This window comes from Streptomyces sp. NBC_00212, assembly GCF_045206365.1.
Taxonomy (GTDB): Bacteria; Actinomycetota; Actinomycetes; order Streptomycetales; family Streptomycetaceae; genus Streptomyces.
Window position 1 is genome coordinate 1 of record NZ_CP108115.1, and the last position, 25775, is coordinate 25775.

Sequence of the window (25775 nt, forward strand, 5' to 3'; positions counted from 1 at the left end):
ACATCGCTGCGCGATGTGCAAGCGAACCCCCGCGCTGCGCGCGGGGGTTGCGCTCCGCTCCGCGGGAGCGCTGGCGGTTCGCTGCGCTCTCCGCTCAACCCGAGTGCTGCGCACTCGGGTTGGCACCCCCCTGCGCTGCGCTTCGGGGGTGGGGCTGCTGCGCAGCCTGGCCCGGACTGCGTTCGGGCTGTGCGGTTCTTCGCTGCGCTCCGAACCGCGGGCCTCACGCTGCGCGCGAGGCGGTGAGCCGCGCTCCGCGCGGCTTGGGCTGGCAGCAAGGAGGGGTCCGGGGTGATCGGTCGTCAGCTTCTGAGGCCTTGGTAGCGGGGGTGTCCTGCTGCTTCACTCTGAGATTTTCCCGGCGGGCATCCACGGTTTCGGGGAGGGCGCGGGGGCCTGCACAGCACTGCGGAGCATCTCTTTCAGCGTTTTCGGTGGGCCTGCTTCTCCTCCTGAGAGTGCATCAACCGGCCTACTGACACCCGTATATGGCACTCACGGTTCCGCTGCTTGAGGAGCACCACCCAGGCCCCGTCCGGGGTGAGGAAAGCATGGCGGGCCGGCTCGTCTCCGGGCTGAGCGTGCCGGGCGAGGACTCCCGGCAGGTAATGCAGGGCTGCGTCCTTGGCTGCCGCGGTGGCTTGCTCCTGGTCGCCGTTGATGTGGTGAGTGCCTGCCAGCATCCATCGGTGCAGTTTCAGTTCCACGCCGTCGGCGCGTTCGGTCTCTCTGGTGTCCTCTTCGATGAGGACGTACCACTGGTCGGTCATGATCGAATCCTACCTACTGTCGGTGACTGGAAGCGCCTGATGATTTTTGATGCAGCATGTACTGTTGGCAAAAGTCGGTTACATGGTTCAGGCCCGGGAGCGGGATGTGGCTAGCGGGATGTGGCTAGATGCCTGTCTATGAATACTATCCGGATGAATTGGCGCTGCTCGATGTGGTCAGGCGGGCCCGCGGGCTCGCGCTGAACCGAGTGAGGGAGTACCGGCGGGCTGCCCAGGACTGTGAAGGGCACGCACGTCATGCCCCTGCGGAGCCGCGAAGGCCGAACGAACGGGACATCGCCTCGTGCCGGCGCCTCGAATGGGCTGGATCGTTCGAGTCATGGAGGAGCAGCGGCTGGCCGTGTACCTCCCGGACGAGGACCGGAGAGTGACTTGCCGTGAAGAACTGCGGGTGCAGCGTGTGCCTGTAGAGGCTGCCGTGGGCGAGCGTTTCGGTGACGGGCTGCCGGCCGAGGTGCTGCGGTACCGCGTCTACCGGATCACGGCCCAACCCGTCGCCTCTGTAAGAGATCAGCCGCTGATCCGCTGTGTCTTCGCCGGCTCTGAGGGTGCGGCCGTCGAGCACCCCCAGGCCACGTTCAGCCGGTCTGCCAGCCTCTACGAGGACTGCGGCTACCGGATCATTTCCGTCGATCAGGTCCTTCCCGAACCGGGGGCATTTCCTTGATCCAGCTCCGAGAACATCAAGTAGACCAGAAGTCGAGTTTCCGAAAGTGGGTGGGATTCCCTGCAAGATCACCGGTTCCCCCTCAGGGGGCCCGGGGCACGATCGTCTCCGCGACCGGCTCGGGCAAGACGATCACGGCCGCCTCGTGCGCGCTGGACTGCTTCCCCAGCAGTCGGATCCTCGTGACCGTGCCCACCTTGGACCTGCTCGCACAAACCGCCCAGGCATGGCGCCTGGTGGGCCACCGAGCCCCGATGGTCGCGGTGTGCTCGCTGGAGAACGACCCGGTGCTCAACTCACTGGGAGTGCGCACCACTACCAACCCGATCCAGCTCGCACTGTGGGCCGGGTCCGGGCCAGTCATCGTGCTCGCCACTTACGCCTCCCTTGTGGACCGTGAGGACATCGACGCACCCGAGGGCCAGCGGAAGGTCCGCGGGCCACTGGAGGCCGCCCTGGCGGGCGGAGACCGGTTGTACGGACAGCGCATGAGCGGCTTCGACCTCGCGATCGTGGATGAGGCGCACGGAACCGCTGGTGATCTTGGGCGGCCGTGGGCGGCGATCCACGACAACCAGCGGATCCCCGCCGACTTCCGGCTCTACCTGACCGCGACGCCGCGCATCCTCGCTGCGGCCCGGCCGCAGAAGGGCGCGGACGGCCAAGAGGCGGAGATCGCGACCATGGCCGACGACCCGAACGGCACCTACGGCGCGTGGCTCGCCGAGCTCGGGCTCTCGGAGGCGATCGAGCGGGAGATCCTCGCCGGGTTCGAGATCGACGTGCTGGAGATCCGCGATCCCTCGCCGGTCCTCGGGGAGTCGGAGGAGGCGCGGCGTGGCCGGCGCCTGGCGCTCCTGCAGACCGCCCTGTTGGAGCACGCGGCGGCGTACAACCTGCGTACGGTCATGACGTTCCACCAGAAGGTTGAAGAGGCAGCCGCGTTCGCGGAGAAGCTGCCGAAGACCGCTGCCGAGCTGTACGTCAACGACGCCACCGACGACGACCTGGCCGCCGCCGACAAGCTGCCGAAGTCCTCCATCGACGCGGAGTTCTACGAGCTGGAGGCCGGCCGCCACGTACCCCCGGACCGGGTCTGGTCGGCCTGGCTGTGCGGCGACCACCTCGTGTCCGAGCGGCGGGAGGTCCTACGGCAGTTCGCCAACGGCATCGACGCGGCCGGGCACCGGGTCCACCGCGCGTTCCTCGCGTCCGTTCGCGTTCTCGGTGAAGGCGTGGACATCACCGGCGAGCGGGGCGTGGAAGCCGTCTGCTTCGCGGACACCCGCGGCTCGCAGGTCGAGATCGTCCAGAACATCGGCCGGGCACTGCGGCTCAACAAGGACGGCTCCACCAAGGTCGCCAGGATCATCGTGCCGGTGTTCCTGGAGCCGAACGAGGACCCCACCGACATGGTCGCCAGCGCCTCCTTCCGCCCCCTCGTAGCCGTCCTCCAGGGCCTGCGCTCGCACGATGAACGACTTGTTGAGCAGCTCGCCTCCCGTGCCCTCACCAGCGGCAAGCGCAAGGTCCACGTCCAGCGCGACAAGGACGGCCAGATCGTCGGGGCCGACGGCGAGAGCGACGACGGCGGGGGCCAGGAGGAGAACGACGACACACAGGCCGCCGCCGAAGCAGCCCTGCTCCACTTCTCCAACCCGCGCGACGCCACCACCATCGCCGCGTTCCTGCGCACACGGGTCTACCGCCCGGAGTCCCTGGTGTGGCTGGAGGGCTACCAAGCCCTCATCCGCTGGCGGAAGGAGAACGCGATCACCGGCCTCTACGCCGTTCCCTACGACGTCGAGGTCGAAGTCGGGGTCACGAAGGCATTTCCGCTTGGGCGATGGGTCCACCAGCAGCGGAAGGCCCTGCGGGCCGGGGAGCTGGAAGAGCGGCGCAAGACCCTGCTGGACGCCCCGGAGGCCGGGATGGTCTGGGAGCCCGGCGAAGAGGCGTGGGAGACCAAACTCGCCGCGCTGCGCTCCTACCGGCAGGCCACGGGCCACCTTGCTCCCCGCCAAGACCAGGTCTGGGGCGAGGGCGACGGCGAGGCGATGGTGCCCATCGGTCAGCACATCGCCAATCTGCGCCGCAAGGGCGGCCTCGGGAAGGACCAGGAGCGGGCGGCGCAGCGCGCCAAGCAGCTAGCCGCGATCGACCCGGACTGGAACTGCCCCTGGCCACTGGACTGGCAGCGCCACTACCGCGTCCTCGCCGACCTGGTCGACGCCGACGGCAGCCTGCCCGAGATCCAGCCGGGCGTGCTGATGGACGGCGACGACATCGGGCGGTGGCTCCAGCGGCAGTCCCAGGCGGGCACCTGGGCGCAGCTGTCGACCGAGCAGCAGGAGCGGCTGTCCAAGCTGGGCGTACAGCCCGTCCAGACGCCGTCTCCCGCCCCTGCGGCCACGCGTACGACGAAGGGCCCGAACAAGGCACAGGCGACGTTCCAGCGCGGCCTGGTGGCCCTCGCGCAGTGGGTGGAGCGGGAAGGCGTCCACCGGCCTGTCCCGCGCGGCCACGGTGAGCCGATCGTGGTCGACGGCGAGACGGAGCCAGTGATCGTGAAACTGGGCGTATGGGTCTCCAACACCAGGACCCGCCGCGACAAGCTCGCACAGGAGCAGCGCGCTGCCCTCGCGGGACTGGGAGTCGAGTGGGCATGAGTGCTGCTTGATCGGTGCGCAGACCTCTCGGGTCCGTAACCAGGTGTGGCTCGCAGATGGTTACGAGAAGCGGGGCCGACGGACTGGGGTGGCATGAGCGGCGAGAGTCAGGCACCGGCAGCAGTTGGGAGGCTCGCGTTGCCGCGCGGTGTGCTGCGCGTGGGGCCGCTGCAGGGCGAGATGACGCAGTCGTTCCTGACGCGGCTGGCGGCGCGCTACGGCATGGGGTTCGGGGACCTGCTGGCGGCGGTCCTCGATGTGGACGGGCTGCCGAACTCGATGGGCAGGGCACGGCTGGACAGTGAGATCTATCTGAACCAGGAGGCCCGGGACCGGGTAGCACAGCTGTGTCGCGTCCCGCAGGATCGTCTGCTGCGGGCGCTGCCTGCCTGGGCTCAGGAGGAGCCCCGTCGACGGTTCGCTACAGGGCCAGCAGCGCAGTTTCACCACACCGCGGAGAAGGTGCGGTGCTGGGGGCCGGCTTGCCCTGGATGCACGGCGCGGCGTACCGGAATGAGGGAGACCGCTCGCCTGTATCTGGGGCCGCAGCAGCGGGTATGCCTGTCTCATCGCCGGTGGCTGATGCATGTACCGGGCACGGCGGGCCGGGTGGTGGACCTGGCCGGGTGCGGGCAAGTGCTGGACGCCCAGCGCTGTCACGTGAGGCTGCTGCGTCGTTCCGCGCTGGCGTCGGATGCGTTTGAGGTGGCGCGGGCGGTGACCTCGTCGTGGTGGTGGCAGACGTGGCCGCAGGAGCATATGTGGTCGGCGCGGCTGCGGAGCCTGGACAGTGCTGGCTTGGACCAGGATGCGTGGCGGGTTGTGGCTCGGGAACTGGTGGTCTATCCGGAGACCGTTGCCCTGGCCACGCTGCTTGCCAGTGACGGCTTCCGGCGCCGTGTGGTGGCCGATGCGCAGGGCCATGTTCCCTTTCGCCTGGCTGATCTGCCGTCGCTTTTGACTACTGTTGCGGGCTGTGTGCGGAGGCCCTGGTACGTGGAGCAGCTGGCGCAGGAGACGTCAGGTCCTCTCTTTGCGTGGGCGTATCAGTGCGTGCGGGCGCAGGGCGGGACAAGGGCTGCGGAACAGGCGATGTGGGCGGTAGCTCCGGCGCACCGTCAGCGCCCTCTGGTGGACGAACTCGCGGTACGGGCGCGTGTGGGGTCCGGCGGCCGTAGTGCGGGGGGTAAGCGGCGGCGCGGACACAGCCGGCAGGCTGACGAAGCCTTCGCGGCTGGCCTGGTGCATGCCAGCCGCTACGTGCGCGAACACGGCAACCTTGCAGTCCCGCAGGACACCGTGGTCGATTCCTATCGGCTTGGGGAATGGCTGAGCAACGTCCAGGCCAGAGCGTGGGCGATAGCGCCGGACCGTGCACAGGCTCTCGCGGTTTTGGACCCGTGGTGGAACGTCCCCTGGTCGGTGCAGTGGCAGCGCTCGTACTACCGGGCGCGCGATCACGCCGCAGTCGCCGGCCCGCCCGATGCGGCCACGGGATTCCCCGGCACGCAGATCCTCAACGGCGAGTGGCTGTATCTGCAGTGCACCCGCTACAGCACTCTCCATCCTGAGCAGCAGCGTCTGCTGGCGGACATCGGGATCACGGCCGAGGCGGCCTGCACCGCTCTGCCGCGGCGGGTCCCCGTCCAGGCCGGCTTCGAAACGGGGCTGACGCACGCCAGGTCTTACGTCGCCGAGCACGGTCACCTGGCCGTCTCGGGCAAGGACGCGATGTACCAGGGGTATCCGCTGAGATCGTGGCTCGTGCACCAGCGCCGCAGGGCCCGCGAGAACCGGGAACCCACGGAGCACTCCCGCGCACTCGACGCCGTCGATCCCTGGTGGAATCCGCCCTGGGCGCTGACATGGCAGCGCTTCTACGCACAGGCCCGGCGGCTGGTGGAGAGCCGGGGCGGGCTCGATGTGGGGGGCGGCTTTCCTGGAGTCGAAGCAGATCTCGCCCTGTGGTTGTCGCGGCAGTGCGCCGCATATCGGCGTTTGGACCCCGGTCAGCAGCGCCTGCTGGCAGACATCGGCATCACGGCCGAGGAAGCCGCAAAAGTGCAGGGCGGGACGGGGGCACCCCAGGCCGTGAACGAGCAGGTTGCTGCTGCCGGTCTGTGGGCTTTGGACGGCATGACCCATGCTCGTTGCTTCGCCGCGGTACACGGGCACCTTGCGGTTGCCTCCGAGTACGTGCACGACGGGTTTGCCCTGGGCCGCTGGCTGGTGGAGCAGCGCCGCCAGGACCGTCGGCACGCTCAGGCCACCGAAGGCATGTGGCTGCGTGGCCGACTGCTGGCCGAACTGGATCCCTGGTGGAACCCGCCCTGGCCCTATCCCTGGCAGCGGAGTTACCAGCGGGCCCGTAAGCGATGGCGGAAAGGCCAGCTGAAAGTGCCCGGCCCGCATCGCGGCAGGGACGAGGACGAGGTCACAGTGTGGCTGCACCGTCAGTGCGTCCGGCACGACGTTCTGCAACTCGATCAGCAGAGTCTCCTCGCGGACATCGGCATCACCTCTGTCGTCGCCCGCGCAGTGACCGAAGCCGATCGAAGCCCCACCCGCGTAGACACAGGGCTCGCCCACGCACATAGCTATGCCGCCGAACACGGGCACCTCGCCGTGGCCGAACGGACCCGCCACAACGGCTATCCCCTCGGTAGCTGGCTCCTACGCCAGCGACACCGCGTGGCTGACGGGCGCACCGATCCGGCCCGGATTGCCGCGCTGAACGCCCTTGACCCGCATTGGAATCCGCCCTGGCCCCTGGCGTGGCAGCGCGCCTACCACCGGGCACACGCCGCCCCGGCCAGCGGCAACCTGACCGTGGCCCAGCGTCGCTGGTTCACCACCCAGACAAGGCTGTGGGACAGCCTCCATCCCACCCAGCAAGAGCTCCTGGCCGCCCTCGGCGCCGCGCCCGCCACCGAACCCGTACCAGCTCATACAACCGCGCACCGCTATCCACCAGGCGAAGGCCTCCCTCACGCCCGTGCCTATGCCGCCGCTCACGGCCACCTCGCCGTGTTCAAACACGCCCAGCACCACGGCTTCGCCCTGGGGCACTGGCTCATCCAGCAGCGGCGCAAAGCCCGCACCGGCCTCCTGTCCGCCCTCACCCTGCAAGAACTCACCATCCTCGACCCCTGGTGGAACCCGCCCTGGCCCTTCGCCTGGCAACGCAAGTACCACCAGCACCGCACCCTCCACACCACAGGCCAGTCCCTCCCGCCCGAACTTCAGCGCTGGGCCCGCAAACAAACCGTCCTCTGGCACCAACTCCACCCCCACCAACAGGCGCTGCTGAGCACCATCGATATCCGCCCTGAGACTCCGAGTTGGCAAGGCGCCTTGCGTGGAGCGTGACGGTGAGACTTCCGAGAGTGATCACGTAGGGCTAGTCTTTCCTCCTTGTAGGCGAGGGGGCTATATGCGGTACGAGCAGCGCGCCTATGCGCGGGTTAAGTTCCTTGAGCTCATGGCGGAGTTGTACGAGAACGAGTTCGAAGACTTCTTCCACCGGCTCATGTGCTCGAGGTACCCAGACTTCCTGGATGTGCGCACCGCAGGCAGTCTGGGCGATATGTCGGCAGACGGTCTCACACTGCATTCCCGCAAGTTGTATGCCTGCTACGCCCCGCAGACGGTGAAGCCGAGCAAGGTTCGCAAGAAGTTCCACGGCGACCTGGCCGGTGCGCTCGCCAAGCGCAGCGGGCAGTTCAACACGTTCGTGTTCGTGCACAACGATCGACGCGGTGTTCACCCCGAAGTGACAGCAATGCTGTCCGAGGCGGCCACCAGCACGCCGGCCCTGCTGTTTGAGCAGATGGGTAGCCGTCGCTTGTGGCACGAGTGCATGCAACTGGACCAGGTGATAGCGGAAGACGTCCTCCGATGCGAGATCCCGATCAAGGAGATGACGTTCGGAATCGGGATGGATGATCTTGAGCCTCTCCTGAAACAGCTTCAGGAACTCCGGACTTCCTCTGACCCGCTCATGCCTCTGCCAGACGTGCGCATCGAGAAACTGGACTTCAACCGGCTTGAAGGCGAAGCACGCGAGGACCTGCTCCGCGGGATGCGGCAGGCCCACCTCGTGGACGCCTTCTACGCGGGCAATATGCGGGAGCTGGAACACGATGAGGTCGCGCGGGGCTTCCGCGTGTACTACGAGCAGGTTCGCAGACACTGGGCCGATCCTGAAGACGTGCTGTGGCAGCTGCAGATGTACGTGCTGGGCAACGCGCAGCCGCAGCCCAAGGTGCTGCGTGCCGCCCTCGTTGTACTCGCGCATTTCTTCGGGCGGTGTGACATTTTCGAAGCGCCTCCAACTGGCTGGCAGCCCGGGATCGGGATATCGGCATGATCACTCCTACGAAGGGCATTGCGCCTGACCGGTGCCTGCTCGCCGTCGGCGCCCAGGTCCTGCTGCAGTTGGACGAACCGCGGTCTGTCAGTCAGACATGGGCCCGGCTGAAGACCTGGCGGGCCGGTCACGGCCACGCCTCGCCCGTATCGTTCGGCTGGTTCGTCCTGGCACTGGACGTGCTCTACAGCACGGGAGCCATAGAGCTGGACCAGGACATCCTCGTTGCAAGGAGCATGCATGCTGCGCCGCTTGAGCGCTGACGACGGGCGCTTCAAAGAGGTGTCCTTCGTCGAGGGCCTGAACCTGATCGTCGCCTCCACCACCGCCTCCTCCGCAGACACTGACAGCCGCAACAGCGCCGGCAAGTCCAGCCTGATCGAGCTGATCCACTTCCTGCTCGGGGCCCGGGCCACAAACACCACGCTCGCCATGAACAAGGCGCTGCGGCACATCACGTTCAACCTTGAACTGGACTGGCCCGGCCTGAGCAGTCCGCTCAAGGTCCGCCGCAGCGGCCAGCGTGCCGGCTTCGTGACGCTCGACGAGGACGTGACCGGGACGGACGACGGTGCCATGTTTCCCCGCACTGGCGCCGTAGAGCTGCCCGTGGAGCGGTGGACACAATTGATCGAGCGGGACCTCTTCGGTCTGCGCGGTGACCATCCAGGCGTAAGCGGAAGGGTGCTGCTCTCCTTCCTCGCCCGGCGTATTTCGTCGCACGGCTTCAACGAGCCGACCCGTACGTTCTCCCGGCAGTCCGCCCCGGAAGCCGCCTCCAACCTCGCCTATCTGCTGGGCCTGGACTGGCAGCTCGTCGACGAGTACAGACAGCTGGCCGCCCGCAAGGCAACACGTACCCAGCTGAAGAAAGCGGTCGATGACCCCGTGTGGGGGCGCATCGTGGGTTCCACCGCAGACCTCAGAGGCCAGATCACCCTGGCCAAGGCACAGGTGGAGCGGCTCCGTGCACAGGTTGCAGCCTTTCAGGTCGTCCCCGAATACGAACGCCTCAAGGACAGAGCGGACCAGGTCAGCCGACGTATCAAGCAGCTGGCGCAGGAGGATGTGATCGACCAGCACAACCTCGAAGAGCTCCAGGCAGCCGTCACCGAGACCACCGACGTCGAAGTCGACTACCTCGAGCCCGTCTACCGAGAACTCGGCGTCGTCCTCAACGATCAGGTGCGCCGGCGGTTCGAGGACGTGAAGACGTTCCACCACTCAGTGGTCCGCAACCGCCAACGCTTCCTGGAAGAAGAGGTCGCCGAGCTCACCGAGCGGCTTCAGTCGCGCCGCTCGGAGCGGGCACGCTTGGGCGAGGACCAGGCCCGCCTCCTTCGAGAGCTTGCCGAGGGAGGAGCGTTGGAGGCTCTGACGACCCTGCAGACGGCCCTCGGGCGTGAAGAGGCCGCGCTCCAGGCTCTGCGTCACCGCTTCGAAGCGGCTCAGACCCTCGAAGCGAGCGCCCGGCAGATCACCGCGAAGAGCGTGGAACTGCAGCAGGCGGTCGACACCGATCTCCAGGAGCGCCGTCGGCAGACCGACGAAGCCATCCTGCTGTTCTCCCACTACGCCCAGCGCCTCTATGGGGAAGGGCGCGAGGCCTACCTCGCCATCGAGGCCGGCCGCAACAGCCTGACCATCACCCCGCGCATCGACAGCGACGGCAGCCGTGGCATCAGCAACATGGTCATCTTCTGTTTCGATCTGACCCTCGCGGTCCTGGCACACCGCCACGGCCGTGGCCCCGACTTCCTCATCCACGACAGCCACCTCTACGACGGCGTCGACGACCGGCAAGTCGCTGCTGCCCTGAAGCTCGCCGCCGAAGTCACCGTGGAGGAGGACCTGCAGTACATCGTCACGATCAACACCGACAGCCTGGGTATGGCCGCACAGCGCGGCTTCGATCCCGAGCCCTACATCCGCAACCCCCGCCTCACCGACGAACACGAAACCGGCGGTCTCTTCGGATTCCGCTTCAAAACGGCTGGCAAGAGATAGACCAGCGTTGCCCCATCCCGGCGGAGCCTTTGTGGTCGGGTAGCCGGGTCACGTGGCCGTGACCCGGCTACCCGACCACAGCCTTGTGTGACTGAGCACTTGATTTGGCGAGTTGAGTAAAGCCGCTCGCTCGCGTGCATGAAGCCGGGTGATGGGGCTCCGCGTTCATCATCCTGACTTTCGCTGCCGGACTGCACCGGTACTGAACCAGTGCACCAACGTTGCAGCCAGATGGACCGCCATCTGCGCTTCGTCTTGACGCTGCGGGCGGAAGGTGGGGCCGCCAGCATGTCGAGCAACGTGCCCCTTCCAGAGCAGACCGATCAGCTCGGTCAGAGGAGCAACAGAGCCGTCGTTTGTTCCCTCGATCGCAAGTTCCCACTTGTCACTAGCATCCCTGAGGTGTGCATGAACTTTGCCAAGGGTCTCTTTCGTACCTTTCGGCAGCACGACCGGGATGGCCGCAGCCTCAGCGGCTCGGATCGCCTCGTCGTATGCCTTCGACGGATCTGGGTGCCGCCCGTACGTAGCGATCCATGCCGCCCGAAGATGCGTTCCGGTGTCCATGCTCATTGCCTGCTCGGCAGCGATAGCCACCGTGGCGTCGACTCGGCGCTGCAAGCACCGCTGACGCCAATCGACCTCAAAAGCCGAGCCAGCGTCCATGAGCATTTCGTCGAGCCTCTCGACCGCTGCTGCCTTGCTTCCCTTCGGCCAAGAGAAGTCCGGGAGCCAGTCGGCCAGACCGGCTTCCCTCGTGGGTTCAGGGCCTGCGACATCAAGCTCCCACCACAGCCCCTTGTCGAGGTGTAGCACCACGTCGACAACATCAAGTAGCAGTGAGAGATCGCTGGCAGCAACGGCCTCGACAAGCTGCTCGGGATCTGGAGTGTCGAGAGCAATGCGCATCTGCAGAGCAACTCGTCCTGTGAGCTTCGGATGGTCGGCGAGGTACTCGGCAATCCAAGTTTTCAGCGGGCGAATCAGATGATCCGGTACCTCTTCGAACAGAGCCTGTTCCCGCGTCGAGATGTGGCGGCGCGATAAGGGCTGCCAGTCGACATTATTCGGATCTGTCACGAAAACCCCCAAGTGGTCGTTTTTTCGAATGCCACTGTGGCATCGACGAGACGGTCTGCGCGCGGGTTTTCGGCGCTAACTCGCGCGGTTACTCGCCAACTGAAGCGCTCAGTCACAGCCTTGTGACTGACAGGACTCGCTGTTCAAGGTCTACAGGTCGAACTTGAGCGCCAAGAACCCGGCGGCGGTTGTTGCTTGGTGAACCCCTGGCTTGGCAGCAGCGTAAAACCCAGAGCTGGGCGAGGCTCGCGCAGTTGGCCAGCTCGCTTCGATGCTGGTGGGTGTAAGCCGTACCGCCTCCGCAGTAGCGTCTCCCCAGCTGACGTCGTACCAACTGGCGGAAGGACTCCGTGAGTCGACTTACGGAGCCACGGGTAATGCAGTGGCGGCCCATCCCCGCGGGCGCGGGGATGGGCCGCCACTTCAACGAGTCGTCCGGCCTTCTCGCATGAAGGCCTCATGGAGGCTTGGTCTACAAAGACTCTCCCGTCTGTGGGCGCGCGACGCGCTGTCGTGTCAGCACCGTGGCCCGCCGGTGGTGTGGTCCAAGTGCGCCAGGAAGTCCTCAATCTCACGCACGAGAGCTTGCGTTGCTTCAGACAGCCCGACTCCGGCTTCCCCCAAAGCCGAGTCGACCCTGTCTGTAGCTACACGGATACCGGCTGACCGGCATACAAAGCCACTCACGAATGATCTGAAAGCTTCCTCAGCGCGTTCTTTCTCGTGCCCACAGCATGTCGATAGCTCTTCTTCACTTTCGACATCGAGGATATGAAGATAGTCCCGAGCATCTTCGTCACCCTTGAGAGCTGCCCTTTCCCACCAGCTTCGCGCTACATTATCCCTGTCCAGGAGCTCAAGGATTTCTGCCACACGCCGTGTTTCTTGCGGTGTCGCGGAATCATCGATTTCCTTTTTCAGGAGAGCGTGCAGTTCACGGACCGCGCCGATTCGATGGGTTCCGTTTCTGTGGTCTTCCAGGCAGGGGCGGGGGCCGGGGGCCAGCCCGAAGGCTGGCCCCCCTCCGCCTGGACAGGGTCCTCGCTGATCCGAGAGCCCTTTGAAAATGCCTGCTCAGAGCCTTCGAGCAGGAGCCAGAGGGCGAGGAGCCGGATGGTTCCCCGCTCCTCGGGCTGGTGCGTCCAAGCGGACAGGTATGTCATGCGGTGGCCTCCTCGCTGTGCTCGTTGATGGACTTCTTCAGGTTGTTGGCGGCGGCTTTAATGTAGCGCTTCACCGACTCCTCCTTTATCTGGAGGCGCTGCGCAACCACTGCAGGGCTGAGGTCCTGCAGAACACACAGGGTGATAACCTCGCGCTGCCGTTCAGGAAGGCTGGAGACGAGTTCGCCAATTCCTTCCTTAATCATTTCGTAGGCGGCCTCGGGGATTCCGATGCCTGATTCCGTTTCGGGCAGTTCATGAACCGGTACCGTGACCATCCGCTTGTTCCGACGGAACTGGTCAATGACCGCCCTCTTCACTGCGATGCGGCCGTAGGCGGTGAGCGACCCATCCTGTGCAGAGATCGTCGCCCACCGCCGGTACATGTTCAGGTAGACGTCCTGCACAGCATCTTCTGCGCTGTGCAGGTCGCCCGCCTCGACCCGGGCCAGTCGGGAGAACGCCTCGATGGTCTCGAGGACGAAGGACTCGAAGTCCGCTCCCGGTACGGCCTCGCTCACGCGGCCTCCTGCGTGGCGATGGCCCGGTGGCCTGCCGGCTCGGCTGCGTCCTTGCGGAACAGCCAAGCCGGCCGTCCCTGCTCGAAGCGGGCCGCGGCGCCGCCGTCGGGCAGGGACTGCGCCATCGCGACCATGGTGGCACGCTGCTCGCGCTCCGCCCGGGTCTCGATGTGCGCCTTCACAAGCATCTCCACGACGCCCTTGGCTCGGCGCATCGCGAAGAACAGCAGGAGCAGCAGGGGAACCCCGCCCGCTCCTGCCCAGTACGACCAAGTCATCGACCAGGCCTCCCAGTAGAAACGAACTCGTTGATAAAGGCCCAAGGGCCTTCACTTCCTTACACGCCGCCGGAGGCCAGATCCGGATGCCGAAGACCAAGATCTTTTCCCAACTCCCCCTGCCTCCCGGCCTGTCGCATCGTCTTCGCAGGTCACAGGGGTAGCAAGAGGTGACAGGGGAAACGGTCTGAAGGGTCCCGTCGAGTGGAAGTGACGGCGCCGGGGAGAACGGGGCGCCTGGGCATCCGCTGCAAAAGCGCCCGCCGAGACGGCGGACACGAGACCGTGGTGGAGTGACCCATCACCCCGGCCTGCTGCGGACCGCTCCCCTGCCGAGGGAGACGACCTCGTCGCTGATCTGCCGCATCGCGAGCCGTTACGGGATGGAAGCGAAGGTGTTGCGGTCGTGCTGGCAGTGGCGCAACTACCCGCCCGGGCACGACGGAGGAGGCACGCGGGCCGACGCCGAGGTGCTGCTGAACGCGCCCGGACGGCAGCTCCTGGCAGGCCTGTGCGGCGTCGAGGAAGACGTCCTGGCGCGGGCGTTGCCCTCCTGGAGGCAGGAGGACTCCAAGCTGTCGGCCGGAAAGAACGGGGTGCCGGCGGCGGCGTGGCGGACCGGCGGCGCGGTTGCCGGGCCGGTCGCCTTCGGCTGCCGCCTGTGCGCGGCCCGGCGTACGGGGACGGCCGTGCGGGTGGTGCGGTACGCGCCGCGATGGGAGCGGGTGTGCGCCCGGCACCGGCGGTGGCTCCTGGACGCGGACGCCGACCAGCCTCTTGAGCACCTGGACGCGCGGAGTGTGCCGGAAGTGGCCGCGGCGCAGCGGCGGTGGACGGGCGTGGCGCGGCGGGCAGCACGGGCCGGAGCAGATCCGGAGAAAGTGTTCGCTCTGGCTTATGCGGTGGTCGCCCGGTGGTGGGAGCAGGCCCTGCACTGGGATCGGGAGACCATCTGGCCGCGGCGGCTGCACCAGGTCGCGGGCGGCAACGCCGGGACGGAGCTGGAGCGGTGGCGGATCGTGGGTCGGGACGCGGTCGTCTTCCCCGAGGTGGTGGCCGTGGCCGACGCACTGCTGGACCGGCCATGGCCGAGCTGGCGTGGCGCGACAGCGGGGCCGGGCGTCCGCGGCCGCTGCCCGCCGACGGGGCGTTCTGCCGCCGGCTGGGCGAGCGGGTCGGGCGGGGGTGGCTGGGGCCGCTGGCTGCCACCGACTACGGCGGCCCGCTGACCTCGTGGATGGGCGCCGTCATCCGCATCCGCCGCGGCGCGGGGGGCCCGCCCGGCTACGGCAACGATCCGTGGTGGCTGAGGCAGGAGCACCAGCCCGCCACCATGGCCGGACACTTGCGCGTCCTGTCCAAGGAACGCAGCTCGCCCGGTTCGGGCACCACGTGGCGCTCTACGGTGCCGGCCGAGCAGCGGGCACTGATCACCAGCCTGGTCAACGACGCCGAAGAGCAGCTGACCCAGTTGCGCGGTGTCCAGTACGGCAAGACCGCCGACGCCACGCAGCAGTTGCTGGGCAACCTCGGCCATGCCGCCACCCTGATCGACCAGGCCGTACGGGAGACCACAGCAGCAGCCCTCGCGGCCGGGATGGCCCTGGAGGATCTGGCGCGCTGGGCCCGCCTGCCGGCCGACGCCCTGGCCGAAGCACTCCCGGCCCACCGCAACAGGCAGCCGGGAAGGAGCGGTGAGCAAGTGTCAGGAGGCAGGCAAGGTGTGGACGGATCGTGATCCGCAGGGCATACCTCATCGCCCGGCACTCGTGATCAAAATCCGTGAAGCCGCCCGCCGCACAGGCAGGACGGGCTTGACTGGGGCGCGTGGGCAGCAAGGACACAGCGGCCGCAGCAGGTGGCCGCTCACAGCACATACAGACGGACACCGGATCCGAGTGGGAAACGGTCTTCGTCGACCCCATCGGGCAGGTGGTGCAGCAGCGGTGGGCGGACGCGGTTCTCGCGGTGTCCTTCGAGGAGCTGGAGCCGGTGTCGGCGTTCCCGGTGGTGCCGGGGCGGCGGTGGGGTCCTGGGCAGTGGTGGTCAGCCACGACCGGCCGGCATGTGGCGTGCGGGTCGGCCGCGATGCGGGCGCAGCTGATGGTGCTGGACCGCGACCCCGAGGTGGTCGGCCTGGCCGGGCGGCCGGTCCGTCTGCTGTGGCGGGACGCGCGCGGCCAGGTCCGCTCGTGGGTGCCGCAGCTCTTCGCCCGCCACCGCGACGGCACCGCCCTGCTGGCCGACTGCCCCAGCCACCCGGAGGCCGGCGGCGAGCGGGCGCAGCGGGCCGCGACGGTCCTTCAGGCGGCGTGCGCGCAGACCGCCTGGAGCTACCGGCGCCTCGAGCCGCTGGAGAAGACTCTTTCGGCGAACCTGAAATGGCTAGCCGGCTACCGCCACCCCCGCAACGCCGGCCGTCCCCCTCTCGCGGCTGCCGTACGTGAGGTGTTCGCCCAGCCGCGGCCTCTGATCGAGGGCGCCAAAGCGGTAGGCGACCCGATCGAAGTCCTGCCCGCCGTCTTCCACGCCCTGTGGCACGGACACCTCACCACACCCCTGGACGTACCGCTGAACGAGCGGGCCCTCGTCAGCACCGGCGCCGGCGGTGCGAACGGCTGCGGCGGCCCGGGCAGCGGGGATGGACGGTGAGCGTGCGGCGTGGCGGACGGCCGGTGCTGCAGGTCGGAGCGCACGTCCGCTTCCGTGACCGGACCTGGCAGGTCATCGCTGTGGCGGGGCAGCAGGTCCACCTCGCCGGTGAGACAGGCGAAGACGAGACGGTCGTGGCCGGGCACCTGTTCGCCGACCTGTCCTTCGCCATCGTGGGCGCCGAGATGCCCCAGGCCGTGACGCAGTGGGGTCTGTTCGAAACCGCGCCCGAGGACGCGCGGCGCAAGGCGCTGGCCTGGCAGCGGCACATCCGTGAGGTGGAGTCCGGCCTGCCCGGCGGGACGGACAGCGACGGGGTGCCCCGGGCCGAGTACGACCCCGACCGGTTCACGCTCGCGCAGCGCGAGGAGGCCAAGGCGGCGGAGCTGACCGCGATCGGCTTCGGCCCTGTCTCCCGGACCACGGTGCAGCGCATGCGCCTGGCCTACCGCAAGCAGGGACTGTGGGGGCTAGTCGACCACCGCACCACCCGCCGCCCCAGCCCGACCGGGCGCACCGATGAACGCGTCATCGCCGCCATCGAGGAAGCGCTGCGCCGCCAGCGCGGCCGTTCCAAGGGCACCGTCAAAGGCCTGACGCCCCTGGTCGCGCAGATCCTGGAGGACCGGTACGGCCGCGTCACAGTGCCCGCCCCTTCCCAGGCCACCTTCTACCGGCTCGTCCACCAACTCGCCGGTCCCGCCGAACACCCCCACCGCCCCGCCCGTACTCTCCCCTCCCCCACCGGCGGACGGGCGTTCACCCCGACCGTGGCGCTGCGGCCGGGCGAGCAGGTGCAGGTCGACACCACCCGGCTGGACGTCCTGGCCGTCTTCGACGACGGCACCACCGGCCGGCCCGAACTCACCATCGCCGTCGACGTCGCCACCCGCGCCATCCTCGCCGCCGTCCTGCGCCCCGCCGGCACCAAGGCCGTCGACGCCGCCCTGCTGCTCGCGGAGATGGCCGTGCCGCACCCGGCCCGCCCCTCCTGGCCCGAAGCGCTGCGCCTCGCCCACACCCAACTCCCCCAGCTACAGCGGCTGATGGGCCTGGACGAACGCCTTCAGGGCGCAGCCGCCCGGCCGGTCGTGGTGCCCGAGACGATCGTCGTGGACCGGGGCAAGGTCTACCTGTCCACGGCGTTCAGCGCCGCCTGCGAGACCCTCGGCATCAGCGTCCAGCCCACCCCGCCCCACGCCCCCGCCGCCAAAGGCATCGTCGAGCGCACCTTCGGCACCATCAACGCCCTGCTGTGCCAGCACCTGCCCGGCTACACCGGCTCCAACGTCACCCGCCGCGGACCGGACGCCGAAACCGAGGCCTGCTTCAGCGTCGCGCAGCTGCAGGACCTGCTGGACGAATGGCTGATCCACTACCACCACCGCCCCCACGAAGGCCTGCGCCACCCCACCCTGCCCAAGAAGGCCCTGACCCCGAACCAGATGTGGGCCGCGCTGGTCGCCGTGGCCGGCTATGTGCCACTCCCCCTGAGCGGCAGCGACTACCTCGAACTGCTGCCGGTGCGCTGGCAGGCCATCACCGAACGCGGCATCCGCGTCGACCACCGCACCTACGACCACGATGTCCTCGCCCCCTACCGCGGCCAGCCCTCCCCTGTCACCGCGCGCGGCGGCAAATGGGAAGTCCACACCAACCCCCACGACGCCCGCCAGGTATGGATCCGCCTGCCCGACGGACACCTGACAGAGATCCCGTGGATCCACCGCGACCACATCCACCAGCCGTTCAACAGCGCCACCTGGCAGCACATCAAAACCATCACCGCCCGCCACAGCGACCGCGACACCCACGAAGCCGACCTCGCCGACGCCCTCGACCAGCTCATGCGCCGCGCCCACACCGGCACCGCCACCCCCGGCGAGCAACGCCTCCTCACCCGCACCGCACCGCTGAAAACACCCCTGCCCACGGCCGGCACCCGCACGCCCCACGCCCCGGCCCCGCAGGCCGACGGCTCGGACGACGACAGCCTCGATGACCTCGACGGCCTGCCCGACGACGCGGAGCAGGCCAACGGCGAGAACGACCCCGGCGACAACAACGCCGCCGTCCCGTACACCGGACTCGGCCTCTACGACCCCGCCCAGGAAGCCCTCAACTGGTGACCACCCGCCCGCACATCACCACCGCCAGCCACTCCCCCAGCCCGGCAGGCCAGCCCGTCCGCACCACAGCCGACACCCCGTGGGTCGACGCCCACGACGGCGAACCGCAGTGGCCGATCACCACCTGGCAGGGCTGGCAGCACTTCGCCACCACTCCGCCCCTCGCCCCGCCCCAGCCCGGCGACGCGCCTCGCAGCACGGAAGAACGCCTCGCCTACCACTCCGCGTTCGTCACCGTCCGCACCCCCGCCATCGACACCCTCGCCACCCAGGTCCGCACCCTGATGCTGCTCGGCCGTCACCAACAGACCACCGCCCGCCCCTCACTGATCGTCACCGGCCCCGCCGCGGCCGGGAAAACGACCGCCCTCCTCGAAGTCGGACGCACCTGCCACCTCGCCCACACCCGCAAGAACCCGGCCCCGCCCGGACGTGCCCACGAGCAGGTACCGGTCGCGTACCTGCTGGTGCCGCCCGGAGCCACCGCCAAGACCCTCGCCACCGAATTCGCCCGCTACCTCGGCATCCCCATCACCACCCGCATGACCCAGACCCAGATCACCGAGGCCGTCTGCCACACCTACACCCAAGCCGGCGTCCGCCTGGTCCTGATCGACGAGATCCACCGCCTCAACCCGCGCACGACCACCGGCGCCGAAGCCGCCGACCTCCTCAAAGACCTCACCGAGCGCATCAGAGCGACCTTCGTCTACACCGGCATCGACGTCGCCTCAACCCCGCTGTTCTCCGGCGTACGCGGGGCCCAACTCGCCGGCCGCGCCAGCCTCATCACCTGCGGGCCCCTCCCCGCCCGCCACGGAAACACCCGCCCCTTCACCGACCTCATCACCGACATGGAGAACGCCCTCGACCTGACCCAGCACACACCCGACACACTCCCCCGCCACGCCTCCTACCTCCACCAGCGCACCGCCGGCCGTATCGGAAGCCTCGCCCGCCTCATCCGTCAAGCCGCCATCACCGCCATTTGTGACGGCACCGAACGCATCACCAAGAAAGCCCTCGAAGCCATCCAGCTCGACCACCTCGCCGAAGAAGCAAGCCGACCCCGTACCCGCCGAACAGCGACAACGACATGATGCGGACGTGAAGAAGACGACGGGTACACCGGCCCAGGAGGAGTTGGCTGCTGTCTGCGGCCAGGTATGGGACGTCCTGATCGCCGCCCGCGCCGGCTACTTGGCCACCGTCTCAGCGCACTACGACGAGGTCTTCCACGACGTCGTACAGCGAACCGAACGTGCAGGCAGCCTCGGCAAGACGGACATCGCAGCCCTGGTGGTCTGGAAACGGCTCTCCGCACAGACTCGGTGGGTGACAGAGCTGATGTCCCTACCGGACACCCACGTACGAGCCGTCACCGAGCGGGCCGTCACCGCCGTCCGCGACACCGCCCTCACCCGCGGCGAGGCCGCCCGCGCAGGCCGCGGCATCATCTGGGAACTGCCCGGCTTCCGCACCGGCGACGCCCTCGCCTCAGCCATCCTCACCGCAGCAGCACCACAGCGGATGGCCGTCTACGACCGCCGCGTCCAACACGCCCTCGACACCCTCGGCCTCACCCTCACATCCACACCCGGACGCTACGGCCGCTACCTCCAACTCCTCGACGACCTCCTGCACCACGGCGCAACACGAGCCGACGGCTGGACCGCACGCGACATCGACACCGCCCTGTACTGGACCGGCAGACCCGACCCCGCGCCAAGCCGCTGACCAGCACAACTCGCACCGGTCCTCTAGATGCCGGAAGCCCTCGGCACGGCAGGGGCCGCTCTGCCGACCGCTCTGCTGGTGGGTTGGTTCAGGACGGGCCGGGCTGGTCATCGGTGTCCGTGAGCAGGGGTGCGAATTGGTAGTGCCCGCGATAGGTGGCTCGGTTGATGATGTCGCGGGCCAGTTCCTGGTGGTCAGGAGAGGCAAGTCCGGCCAGCAGAACGGCGCGGATGTCGCTCTCCCTGATCCGTGGGGCGTAGTCGTACATGTCCAGCGTGGTGACCCATCGGTGCATCAGTTCCAGGACTGGTCCGAGGTAGTCGGTGGCTGCTTCGGCCAGGAAAGAGTAGATGCGCCGGTCACGGCCGAGGCTTCCGGTCGTCTCGAGGACAACGCTCAGCTGTTCCAGGCGCCAGATGACCGGGAAACCATCATTGCGGGCCAGCGGGCCGATCAGGGCGTGGATCTCCTCGGGTTGCGGTGCAGGTCCATGCGCGCTGTCGTCCCGAGCGGTCAGGCGCCAAATCCACCACTGCATGATGCGGTCGCGGGTATCCGGTGGCAGGTCGCGGTCATGGACGACCTCGCTCAAGAACGAAGCGAGCTGAACTCCAGTCACGGGTGAGGAGTACAGGTAGTCAGCCATGGTGCTCTCGTCGTCCAGTCCGAGCAGACCTGCCAGATAGATAGCCATGAGGTGATCACCCAGCCTCCGGTGCAAGTCCCGGTGATCCTGACCGTCCACTGCGGGTGTGCGTGCTGCGGTGCGGTAGACGTCCATGAGGAGGCTCACGACGGACTCGGTGAGCGACGACATGCTGCTCAGGTAAGCCATCCAGCTGGCACGGCCCAGTGCGGTGTCGAGGTTGAACAGGACCTCGATTCGGCGTCGCATCCAGGCCGGGTCGAGGGCATCGAGTCGGGTGATCAAGGATCCGACGGTCCGTCCGACGGGGCTGGCGCCCGGGGCAGCGGGCGTGCCAGCCGCGTCCAGCAGCAGGGTGTCCAAGGCGGTGAACAGCACCTGGAAGGCTGCGCCGTGTTCACGACGCCGCAGTGCCCACGCGACGGCGGCTCGCAAGGCTGTTTCCAAGCTCTCGTCCCAAACAGACTGCTGGTCGCCGTCAAGGTCGTCTTCTGGTGACCTGGCGGCGCTCCAGACCGACTCGAGTACGTCCCATAGTGCGTCGCCGAGCAGGGTGGGAATCTGCTGGGTGCTCTGCAGCGCCAGTCCCGCCAGCACAAACCGGGCGACGGCCAGGTGCAGGGTGCCGGTGTCGGAGGTATGAGGACGGCTGATAGCCGACTGTACGAGCGGGAGGATGGCGGCCCAGTTGAGTTGCTGGCCGACCTGAATAGCCGTACGGAATCCGTGGAGGACGGCGGCGAGATGATCATCGGCCAACTCGGCGAACTGCGCGGCGTCTACCTGGTAGATGAGGGCCTGGCTGGTCACGGCGGCTTGCAGCTGACTGCAGAAGGCCTCGGCGTTCGTGCCGAACCGGGTTGGTGTGGGCTGGAACTGCCGGGCGTGGCTGATCAGTTCGGTGGCAGTCATCGCAGCCAGGTTCTCCGGCGAGCCCTCCTCTTCGGTCGCCGACCAGGCCAGGGGCTGGGGAATCGTGTCCAACGACGGTGCCAGACCGAGGCTCTCGCACAACTCTCGGTAGCGCCGCAGCTGCTGCTCGGGCAGGACATCGGCCAGTGCGGCATAACGGTCTCGCTGCCAGGCACCCGCCCACTGCTCGACGTACTGCTCCGGCAGCTCCGCACCACCGGAAGTGCTACGGAACCGCTCCACGAACCGTTCGGTGTCCGGCCCGGCGTCGATGACGGCCAGCACCCGTTCGAGAACGGGCGGCCTCAGCGAGCTGGCGTGGGCACGGGCCAAGAGTGCCCACTCACGCTGTGACCGGGCGGCGGTGATCTGGTCGGGGTCCGTCAGGATGCTCTCCACCGCGTCCGGGGCGTTGGCACCGTGACGCTGGAGAATATGCAGGCGGAGCCTGCGGAAGACCAGCCACGGCTGGGACTCCAGGATGGAAAGGACCCGGCGGATGTCTGTGGCCGCCAGGTGGTCTGCCGTGTCGCGGACCGCCTCGGTGAACAAGGCACGGTCGTCTGAGCGCATCCCCCCGTGGCCCGGGTCCAGCACCGGGTACCACACGCCGGACAGGTCCTCCCCGCCAGCGCGGTCAGGGTCCATCCCGGTGGTAAGGAGCGTGCTTGCCAGGCTGTCGGTCAGCACCTCCAACCAAGCCGCCCCCAGGTGACGGGCCAAGGTGGTGTTGTGCGAGCGCAGAATCTCCTGGAGATCGTAGTCGTCGATCCGGCCACCGTGCTGAGCCGCCTGCAGAAGCGCGGCCATCACCGCCAGAGCCTGCTCGGTGTGACCGCCCTGGGCGCAGTGGACCGCGAGTTGGGCGTAACGGTCCGGGGCGATCAGGTAGGCGCCACGGATCGCTTCCACCGCCCGCGGCACCAGACGCGCCGCGTCCGCGGGGGGCAGCAGGAGTGCCACCTCCGCAAGATCGAGGTTGACCCGCGGGTTATCCGTCGAGGGGATCTGCTCGGCGATTGCTGCCACGCCTGCCGGGGCAACGCTGGTCATCCGCACCAGATACGTTGAGGCCGGCCAGGCGGGAAAGACCACCGTGCGCGCTTCATCGTCAGTTTCCGGTGCCGGCGGCGTACTGAAAAACCCGTGCTCGCGCAGGTGCGGCAGCCACCGAGGGGCGTCCAGCAGTCCGAAAAAGCGTTCCTGGGTCAGGTAGTCCTGAGGGAAGGCATTCAGGAGCAGCTTCACATGGGCGTTGCCCGGCTCACGGACGGCAGCCAGGGTCTCCAGACGCTGCAGCACGGTGACGTAGCGGGTCTCGAAGCGGTCGAGCACCACATCGAGCATGTCCTCCAGTTCGGCCAGGCGCACACGGACCGCTGCGTCCATCGGCGTCTGCTCCATACGGACCCGGTGCGCGTAACCGTGCAGTTTCGTCGCCTCTGCCAGCCAGACGACGCCCGCGGGGCTGTCGGTCGGGATGCCCAGCCAGTCCAGCACACCCTTCACCTCGAACAGGTGCCGTCGCTCCTTGGTCGGGTCATTCCGGGTGGCATCGGGCAGAAGGACCTCGCGTAGGGAACTCTCCAGCTCTCGGAACAGGTGCGAGACCAGCATCCCGGTCGAACGCAGCGGCAGATCCTCATCCAACAGGGTGCAGATATCGGCGTACCAGCCCGCGGGCCCGGGCCCGAACCGGCGCAAACGCCTCAGAATCCGCTGCCGCCTATCAAGGTCGACCGGGCCGGGGCGTTGCCCGGACAACCGCTCCAGAAGAACCTCACGGTCCTGCGCCTGTGGCACCGGTGCCACCCCCTATCGGCCGGCCCAGACCAGCGCCCCGACCAGAGAGCTGACCGTCCCAAGGACACGCCGGACTACACCCTGATCGTTCCACAGCCACCCCGTCCTCCCGGCCTCGATGACCGACCTACTCCCCGGCCCCACCCGCCAGCGACCGGCCATCCCAACCACACAGCAAGCCCCTGACCAGCACGAACACGCACCGTTCCATTAGGTACAAGAAACCATCCCCAACACCACACCAGCCTTATCAACAGACACCCAACAACCGCAGGTCAGAAGCCTCTGACCATCGCCGGAGGGACCCCAGAAGCACCCTTCCCTCTTCTCAAAAAATCATCAACACCACAGCTCACACCCAACCCACCACACCAACTGCGAACCCCTCAATCACACCGGGGGTGGAGACGTCGCCGCCCTGACCCGCGAGACTGACCTTGGGGTCGTACGGCATCAAGTGCCGGTAGTTGTACGCCCAGAGTTGGTTGAGGCTGGCCGGCGGTTCCCGCCGGGTGTTCTGCACCAGGGACGTTCCCAGCGTGATACTGCCGCCCGACTCGTATCCCTGCACCTCCAGGACAAGCCCGCTTGCCTTGTTGACCAGGAAACCAGAATCGTATGTCCACAGCTGATTGTCGAAACCGCTGCTCTTCCTCGGCCAGAGAACGACCGAGGCGCCAGGCTCCGCGCTGCCGTCCTTGACATCAAGGACCTGACCGCTGTCCACGTTTCTGATGAAGAAATAGCCCTCAGGGAAATCCCCGGACCCCTGCGTGGCCGCGGGCGCCCGTCCCGGGGTCGCCATCGCCACCGCCTGCGGCAACAGCACCACCGCCAACAGCATCGCCAGCAGCAGCCCACCACTACGCCGCCACACTAAAGAAAACCCCTTCACACCGCCTCCTTCACCGACAATCCGACACATCCGAGACTCGACCATCCCGACAACGGACACAATGAGCACTCCCGATCCTCACCGGATCGGGCGATGAGACGGCCTTCAAACCCCGCAGACCCGGCGAAGACCCCGTACGCGCCAAGCGGGAGGCCGCCGAACTCGCGGCGGTCGACCCGGAATGGAACCCGGCCGCGCTCGGGTCGACGGTCGACCCGCAGCGCCACCACGTCGGCCTCAAAGCCTTGTTGAAGGAGAGCGCGACGCCAGGCGGTGCTCGTGCCCGGGTCGCCTACGTGAGAACTCTCGAAACTGAGACAGCGTCACCCTCCATGAGACAACGCCTCATGACAGCGAAATCTCTCACCCCATGACAGTGAAAGATGACCACCACCAGGCCTCCGACCAGCAACAAGAACCCTCAACCACGACTCCCGCCACTGACTCTCACCACCACTGACACCAACCCGAGAGATCGCAGTCCGTGCTCCCGATCGCCGGGCTAAGAGGTCGCGCAGATAGGCGCGGTTGTGGACCCTGGCAGCAACGCAGGCACAGGTGTTGGTGATCATGGAGTTGCGACGATCTGTGATCACTGGGGGACCCGTGCCTGTACTGCCACCATGGCTGAGCGAACCACTCTGGGGCCAGTTCGCCGCTCTGCTGCCTGAGCGATCGACCTACGCGCCGACCCATCCACTGGGCTGCCACCGCCCGCGCATCAGCGACCGGATCGTCTTCGACAAGATGCTGCAGCTGCTGCGCTTCGGCTGCTCCTACCAGGCGATCGCCGACATGACGTGCTCAGCCACCACGATCCGCAACCGTCGCGACGAGTGGATCCAGCTTGGCGCCTTCGCCAAACTCCAACAGATCGCGCTGGAGTCCTACGACCGGATCGTCGGCCTCGTCCTCGACCAGATCGCCGTCGACGGCTCGATCACCAAAGCTCCCGGCGGCGGTGAGGTCGCGGGGCGTTCACCGGTCGATCGCGGCAAACAGGGTCTGAAACGCTCGGGCATGACGGACGGTTATGGAATACCGCTGGGCCGCGTGCTGGCTGGAGCCAACCGTCACGACTCCCCGCTGCCCGCCCCGACCCTGGACCGCCTGGATGGTCTGGGACCGTTGCCGGACGACATCACCGTGCAGCTGGACGCCGGCTACGACTCGGACAAGACCCGCGCCCTGCTCGACGAACGCGGCCTGTACGGCCGCATCGCGCACAAGGGCGAGAAGGCACCTATCCAGGCAAGTCAGAGGTGGCACGTCGAACGGACCCATGCCTGGCAGAACGCTTTCCACCGACTCGCCCGGTGCTACGAGCGCCGGGCCGCCGTCATCAACGCCTTCTTCGACCTCGCCGACACCATCATCACCGTGCGCAGCCTGATCCGTAGGGCATGGACGACCCATCGCTGGGGCGAACGGCCGAGCCGTCGCCCATGAGCATGCA

19 protein-coding genes are annotated in these 25775 nt (G+C 67.7%); 13 read left to right on the top strand and 6 right to left on the bottom strand.

Annotation, left to right across the window (positions count from 1 at the left end):
* Window positions 1-422 precede the first annotated feature (422 nt).
* Complete coding sequence (locus tag OHA17_RS00005; protein WP_331721207.1) at window positions 423-770, bottom strand: hypothetical protein; 348 nt, start codon at window positions 768-770, stop codon at window positions 423-425.
* 340 nt (window positions 771-1110) lie between these two features.
* On the opposite strand from OHA17_RS00005, the gene OHA17_RS00010 reads away from it, so the two are divergent.
* The 6 genes from OHA17_RS00010 (at window position 1111) to OHA17_RS00035 (ending at window position 10503) form a co-directional block, all read left to right on the top strand.
* Window positions 1111-1458 carry a hypothetical protein gene (locus OHA17_RS00010; protein ID WP_331721208.1) on the top strand — a complete coding sequence of 116 codons (348 nt, stop codon included), beginning with the start codon at window positions 1111-1113 and terminating at the stop codon, window positions 1456-1458.
* On the top strand, window positions 1455-4127 hold the full coding sequence (locus OHA17_RS00015; RefSeq protein WP_331721209.1) for a Helicase associated domain protein: 2673 nt from the start codon (window positions 1455-1457) through the stop codon (window positions 4125-4127). The genes OHA17_RS00010 and OHA17_RS00015 overlap by 4 nt, the downstream gene beginning before the upstream one ends.
* Before the next feature lie 93 nt (window positions 4128-4220).
* Complete coding sequence (locus OHA17_RS00020; RefSeq protein WP_331721210.1) at window positions 4221-7496, top strand: Helicase associated domain protein; 3276 nt, start codon at window positions 4221-4223, stop codon at window positions 7494-7496.
* A 64-nt stretch (window positions 7497-7560) separates the two neighbouring features.
* Entirely contained in the window at window positions 7561-8496 is a 936-nt protein-coding gene (locus tag OHA17_RS00025; RefSeq protein WP_331721211.1) for an ABC-three component system protein, read from the top strand.
* Window positions 8493-8759 carry an ABC-three component system middle component 6 gene (locus OHA17_RS00030; protein ID WP_331721212.1) on the top strand — a complete coding sequence of 89 codons (267 nt, stop codon included), beginning with the start codon at window positions 8493-8495 and terminating at the stop codon, window positions 8757-8759. The genes OHA17_RS00025 and OHA17_RS00030 overlap by 4 nt, the downstream gene beginning before the upstream one ends.
* Complete coding sequence (locus OHA17_RS00035; protein ID WP_331721213.1) at window positions 8737-10503, top strand: ABC-three component system protein; 1767 nt, start codon at window positions 8737-8739, stop codon at window positions 10501-10503. Before OHA17_RS00030 ends, OHA17_RS00035 begins: the two co-directional genes overlap by 23 nt.
* A 168-nt stretch (window positions 10504-10671) precedes the next feature.
* Here the strand turns inward: OHA17_RS00035 and OHA17_RS00040 are convergent, their stop codons facing one another.
* The 3 genes from OHA17_RS00040 to OHA17_RS00050 form a co-directional block, all read right to left on the bottom strand.
* A complete protein-coding gene (locus OHA17_RS00040) occupies window positions 10672-11583 on the bottom strand; it encodes a hypothetical protein (protein WP_399385015.1) in 912 nt (303 codons plus the stop codon).
* Window positions 11584-12742: 1159 nt separating this feature from the next.
* The gene (locus OHA17_RS00045) at window positions 12743-13267 is read right to left on the bottom strand and encodes a sigma-70 family RNA polymerase sigma factor (protein ID WP_331721216.1); all 525 of its coding nucleotides are present in this window, start codon (window positions 13265-13267) and stop codon (window positions 12743-12745) included.
* The gene (locus OHA17_RS00050; protein ID WP_406502812.1) at window positions 13264-13545 is read right to left on the bottom strand and encodes a hypothetical protein; all 282 of its coding nucleotides are present in this window, start codon (window positions 13543-13545) and stop codon (window positions 13264-13266) included. The genes OHA17_RS00045 and OHA17_RS00050 overlap by 4 nt, the downstream gene beginning before the upstream one ends.
* 293 nt (window positions 13546-13838) lie before the next feature.
* Here OHA17_RS00050 and OHA17_RS00055 point away from each other — a divergent pair, with 293 nt between their 5' ends.
* The 6 genes from OHA17_RS00055 to OHA17_RS00080 all read left to right on the top strand — a co-directional run bounded on the left by OHA17_RS00055 (window position 13839) and on the right by OHA17_RS00080 (window position 20063).
* The gene (locus OHA17_RS00055) at window positions 13839-14774 is read left to right on the top strand and encodes a hypothetical protein (RefSeq protein WP_331721218.1); all 936 of its coding nucleotides are present in this window, start codon (window positions 13839-13841) and stop codon (window positions 14772-14774) included.
* 8 nt (window positions 14775-14782) lie between these two features.
* Entirely contained in the window at window positions 14783-15283 is a 501-nt protein-coding gene (locus tag OHA17_RS00060; protein WP_331721219.1) for a hypothetical protein, read from the top strand.
* A 137-nt stretch (window positions 15284-15420) separates the two neighbouring features.
* Window positions 15421-16197 carry a TnsA-like heteromeric transposase endonuclease subunit gene (locus tag OHA17_RS00065; RefSeq protein ID WP_331721574.1) on the top strand — a complete coding sequence of 259 codons (777 nt, stop codon included), beginning with the start codon at window positions 15421-15423 and terminating at the stop codon, window positions 16195-16197.
* Entirely contained in the window at window positions 16194-18326 is a 2133-nt protein-coding gene (locus OHA17_RS00070; RefSeq protein WP_331721220.1) for a Mu transposase C-terminal domain-containing protein, read from the top strand. The genes OHA17_RS00065 and OHA17_RS00070 overlap by 4 nt, the downstream gene beginning before the upstream one ends.
* Window positions 18327-18442: 116 nt before the next feature.
* Window positions 18443-19426, top strand: coding sequence for a TniB family NTP-binding protein (locus tag OHA17_RS00075; protein WP_331721575.1), 984 nt, complete (start codon window positions 18443-18445; stop codon window positions 19424-19426).
* Window positions 19427-19433: 7 nt separating this feature from the next.
* Complete coding sequence (locus OHA17_RS00080) at window positions 19434-20063, top strand: hypothetical protein (RefSeq protein ID WP_331721221.1); 630 nt, start codon at window positions 19434-19436, stop codon at window positions 20061-20063.
* Window positions 20064-20151: 88 nt separating this feature from the next.
* On the opposite strand, the gene OHA17_RS00085 is transcribed toward OHA17_RS00080, so the two are convergent.
* Entirely contained in the window at window positions 20152-23424 is a 3273-nt protein-coding gene (locus OHA17_RS00085; protein WP_331721222.1) for a hypothetical protein, read from the bottom strand.
* Between the two features lie 352 nt (window positions 23425-23776).
* On the bottom strand, window positions 23777-24319 hold the full coding sequence (locus OHA17_RS00090) for an RICIN domain-containing protein (protein ID WP_406502815.1): 543 nt from the start codon (window positions 24317-24319) through the stop codon (window positions 23777-23779).
* Window positions 24320-24925: 606 nt separating this feature from the next.
* Here OHA17_RS00090 and OHA17_RS00095 point away from each other — a divergent pair.
* Window positions 24926-25768: an IS5 family transposase gene (locus tag OHA17_RS00095; protein ID WP_406502817.1), complete on the top strand. Its 843-nt coding sequence runs from the start codon at window positions 24926-24928 to the stop codon at window positions 25766-25768.
* Window positions 25769-25775 lie beyond the last annotated feature (7 nt).

Coding starts and splice junctions, on each gene's coding strand:
- OHA17_RS00050 (WP_406502812.1), bottom strand. CDS start 13,545: ATGACTTGGTCGTACTGGGCAGGAGCGGGCGGGGTTCCCCTGCTGCTC.
- OHA17_RS00060 (WP_331721219.1), top strand. CDS start 14,783: ATGGGCGCCGTCATCCGCATCCGCCGCGGCGCGGGGGGCCCGCCCGGC.
- OHA17_RS00020 (WP_331721210.1), top strand. CDS start 4,221: ATGAGCGGCGAGAGTCAGGCACCGGCAGCAGTTGGGAGGCTCGCGTTG.
- OHA17_RS00035 (WP_331721213.1), top strand. CDS start 8,737: ATGCTGCGCCGCTTGAGCGCTGACGACGGGCGCTTCAAAGAGGTGTCC.
- OHA17_RS00010 (WP_331721208.1), top strand. CDS start 1,111: ATGGAGGAGCAGCGGCTGGCCGTGTACCTCCCGGACGAGGACCGGAGA.
- OHA17_RS00025 (WP_331721211.1), top strand. CDS start 7,561: ATGCGGTACGAGCAGCGCGCCTATGCGCGGGTTAAGTTCCTTGAGCTC.
- OHA17_RS00030 (WP_331721212.1), top strand. CDS start 8,493: ATGATCACTCCTACGAAGGGCATTGCGCCTGACCGGTGCCTGCTCGCC.
- OHA17_RS00005 (WP_331721207.1), bottom strand. CDS start 770: ATGACCGACCAGTGGTACGTCCTCATCGAAGAGGACACCAGAGAGACC.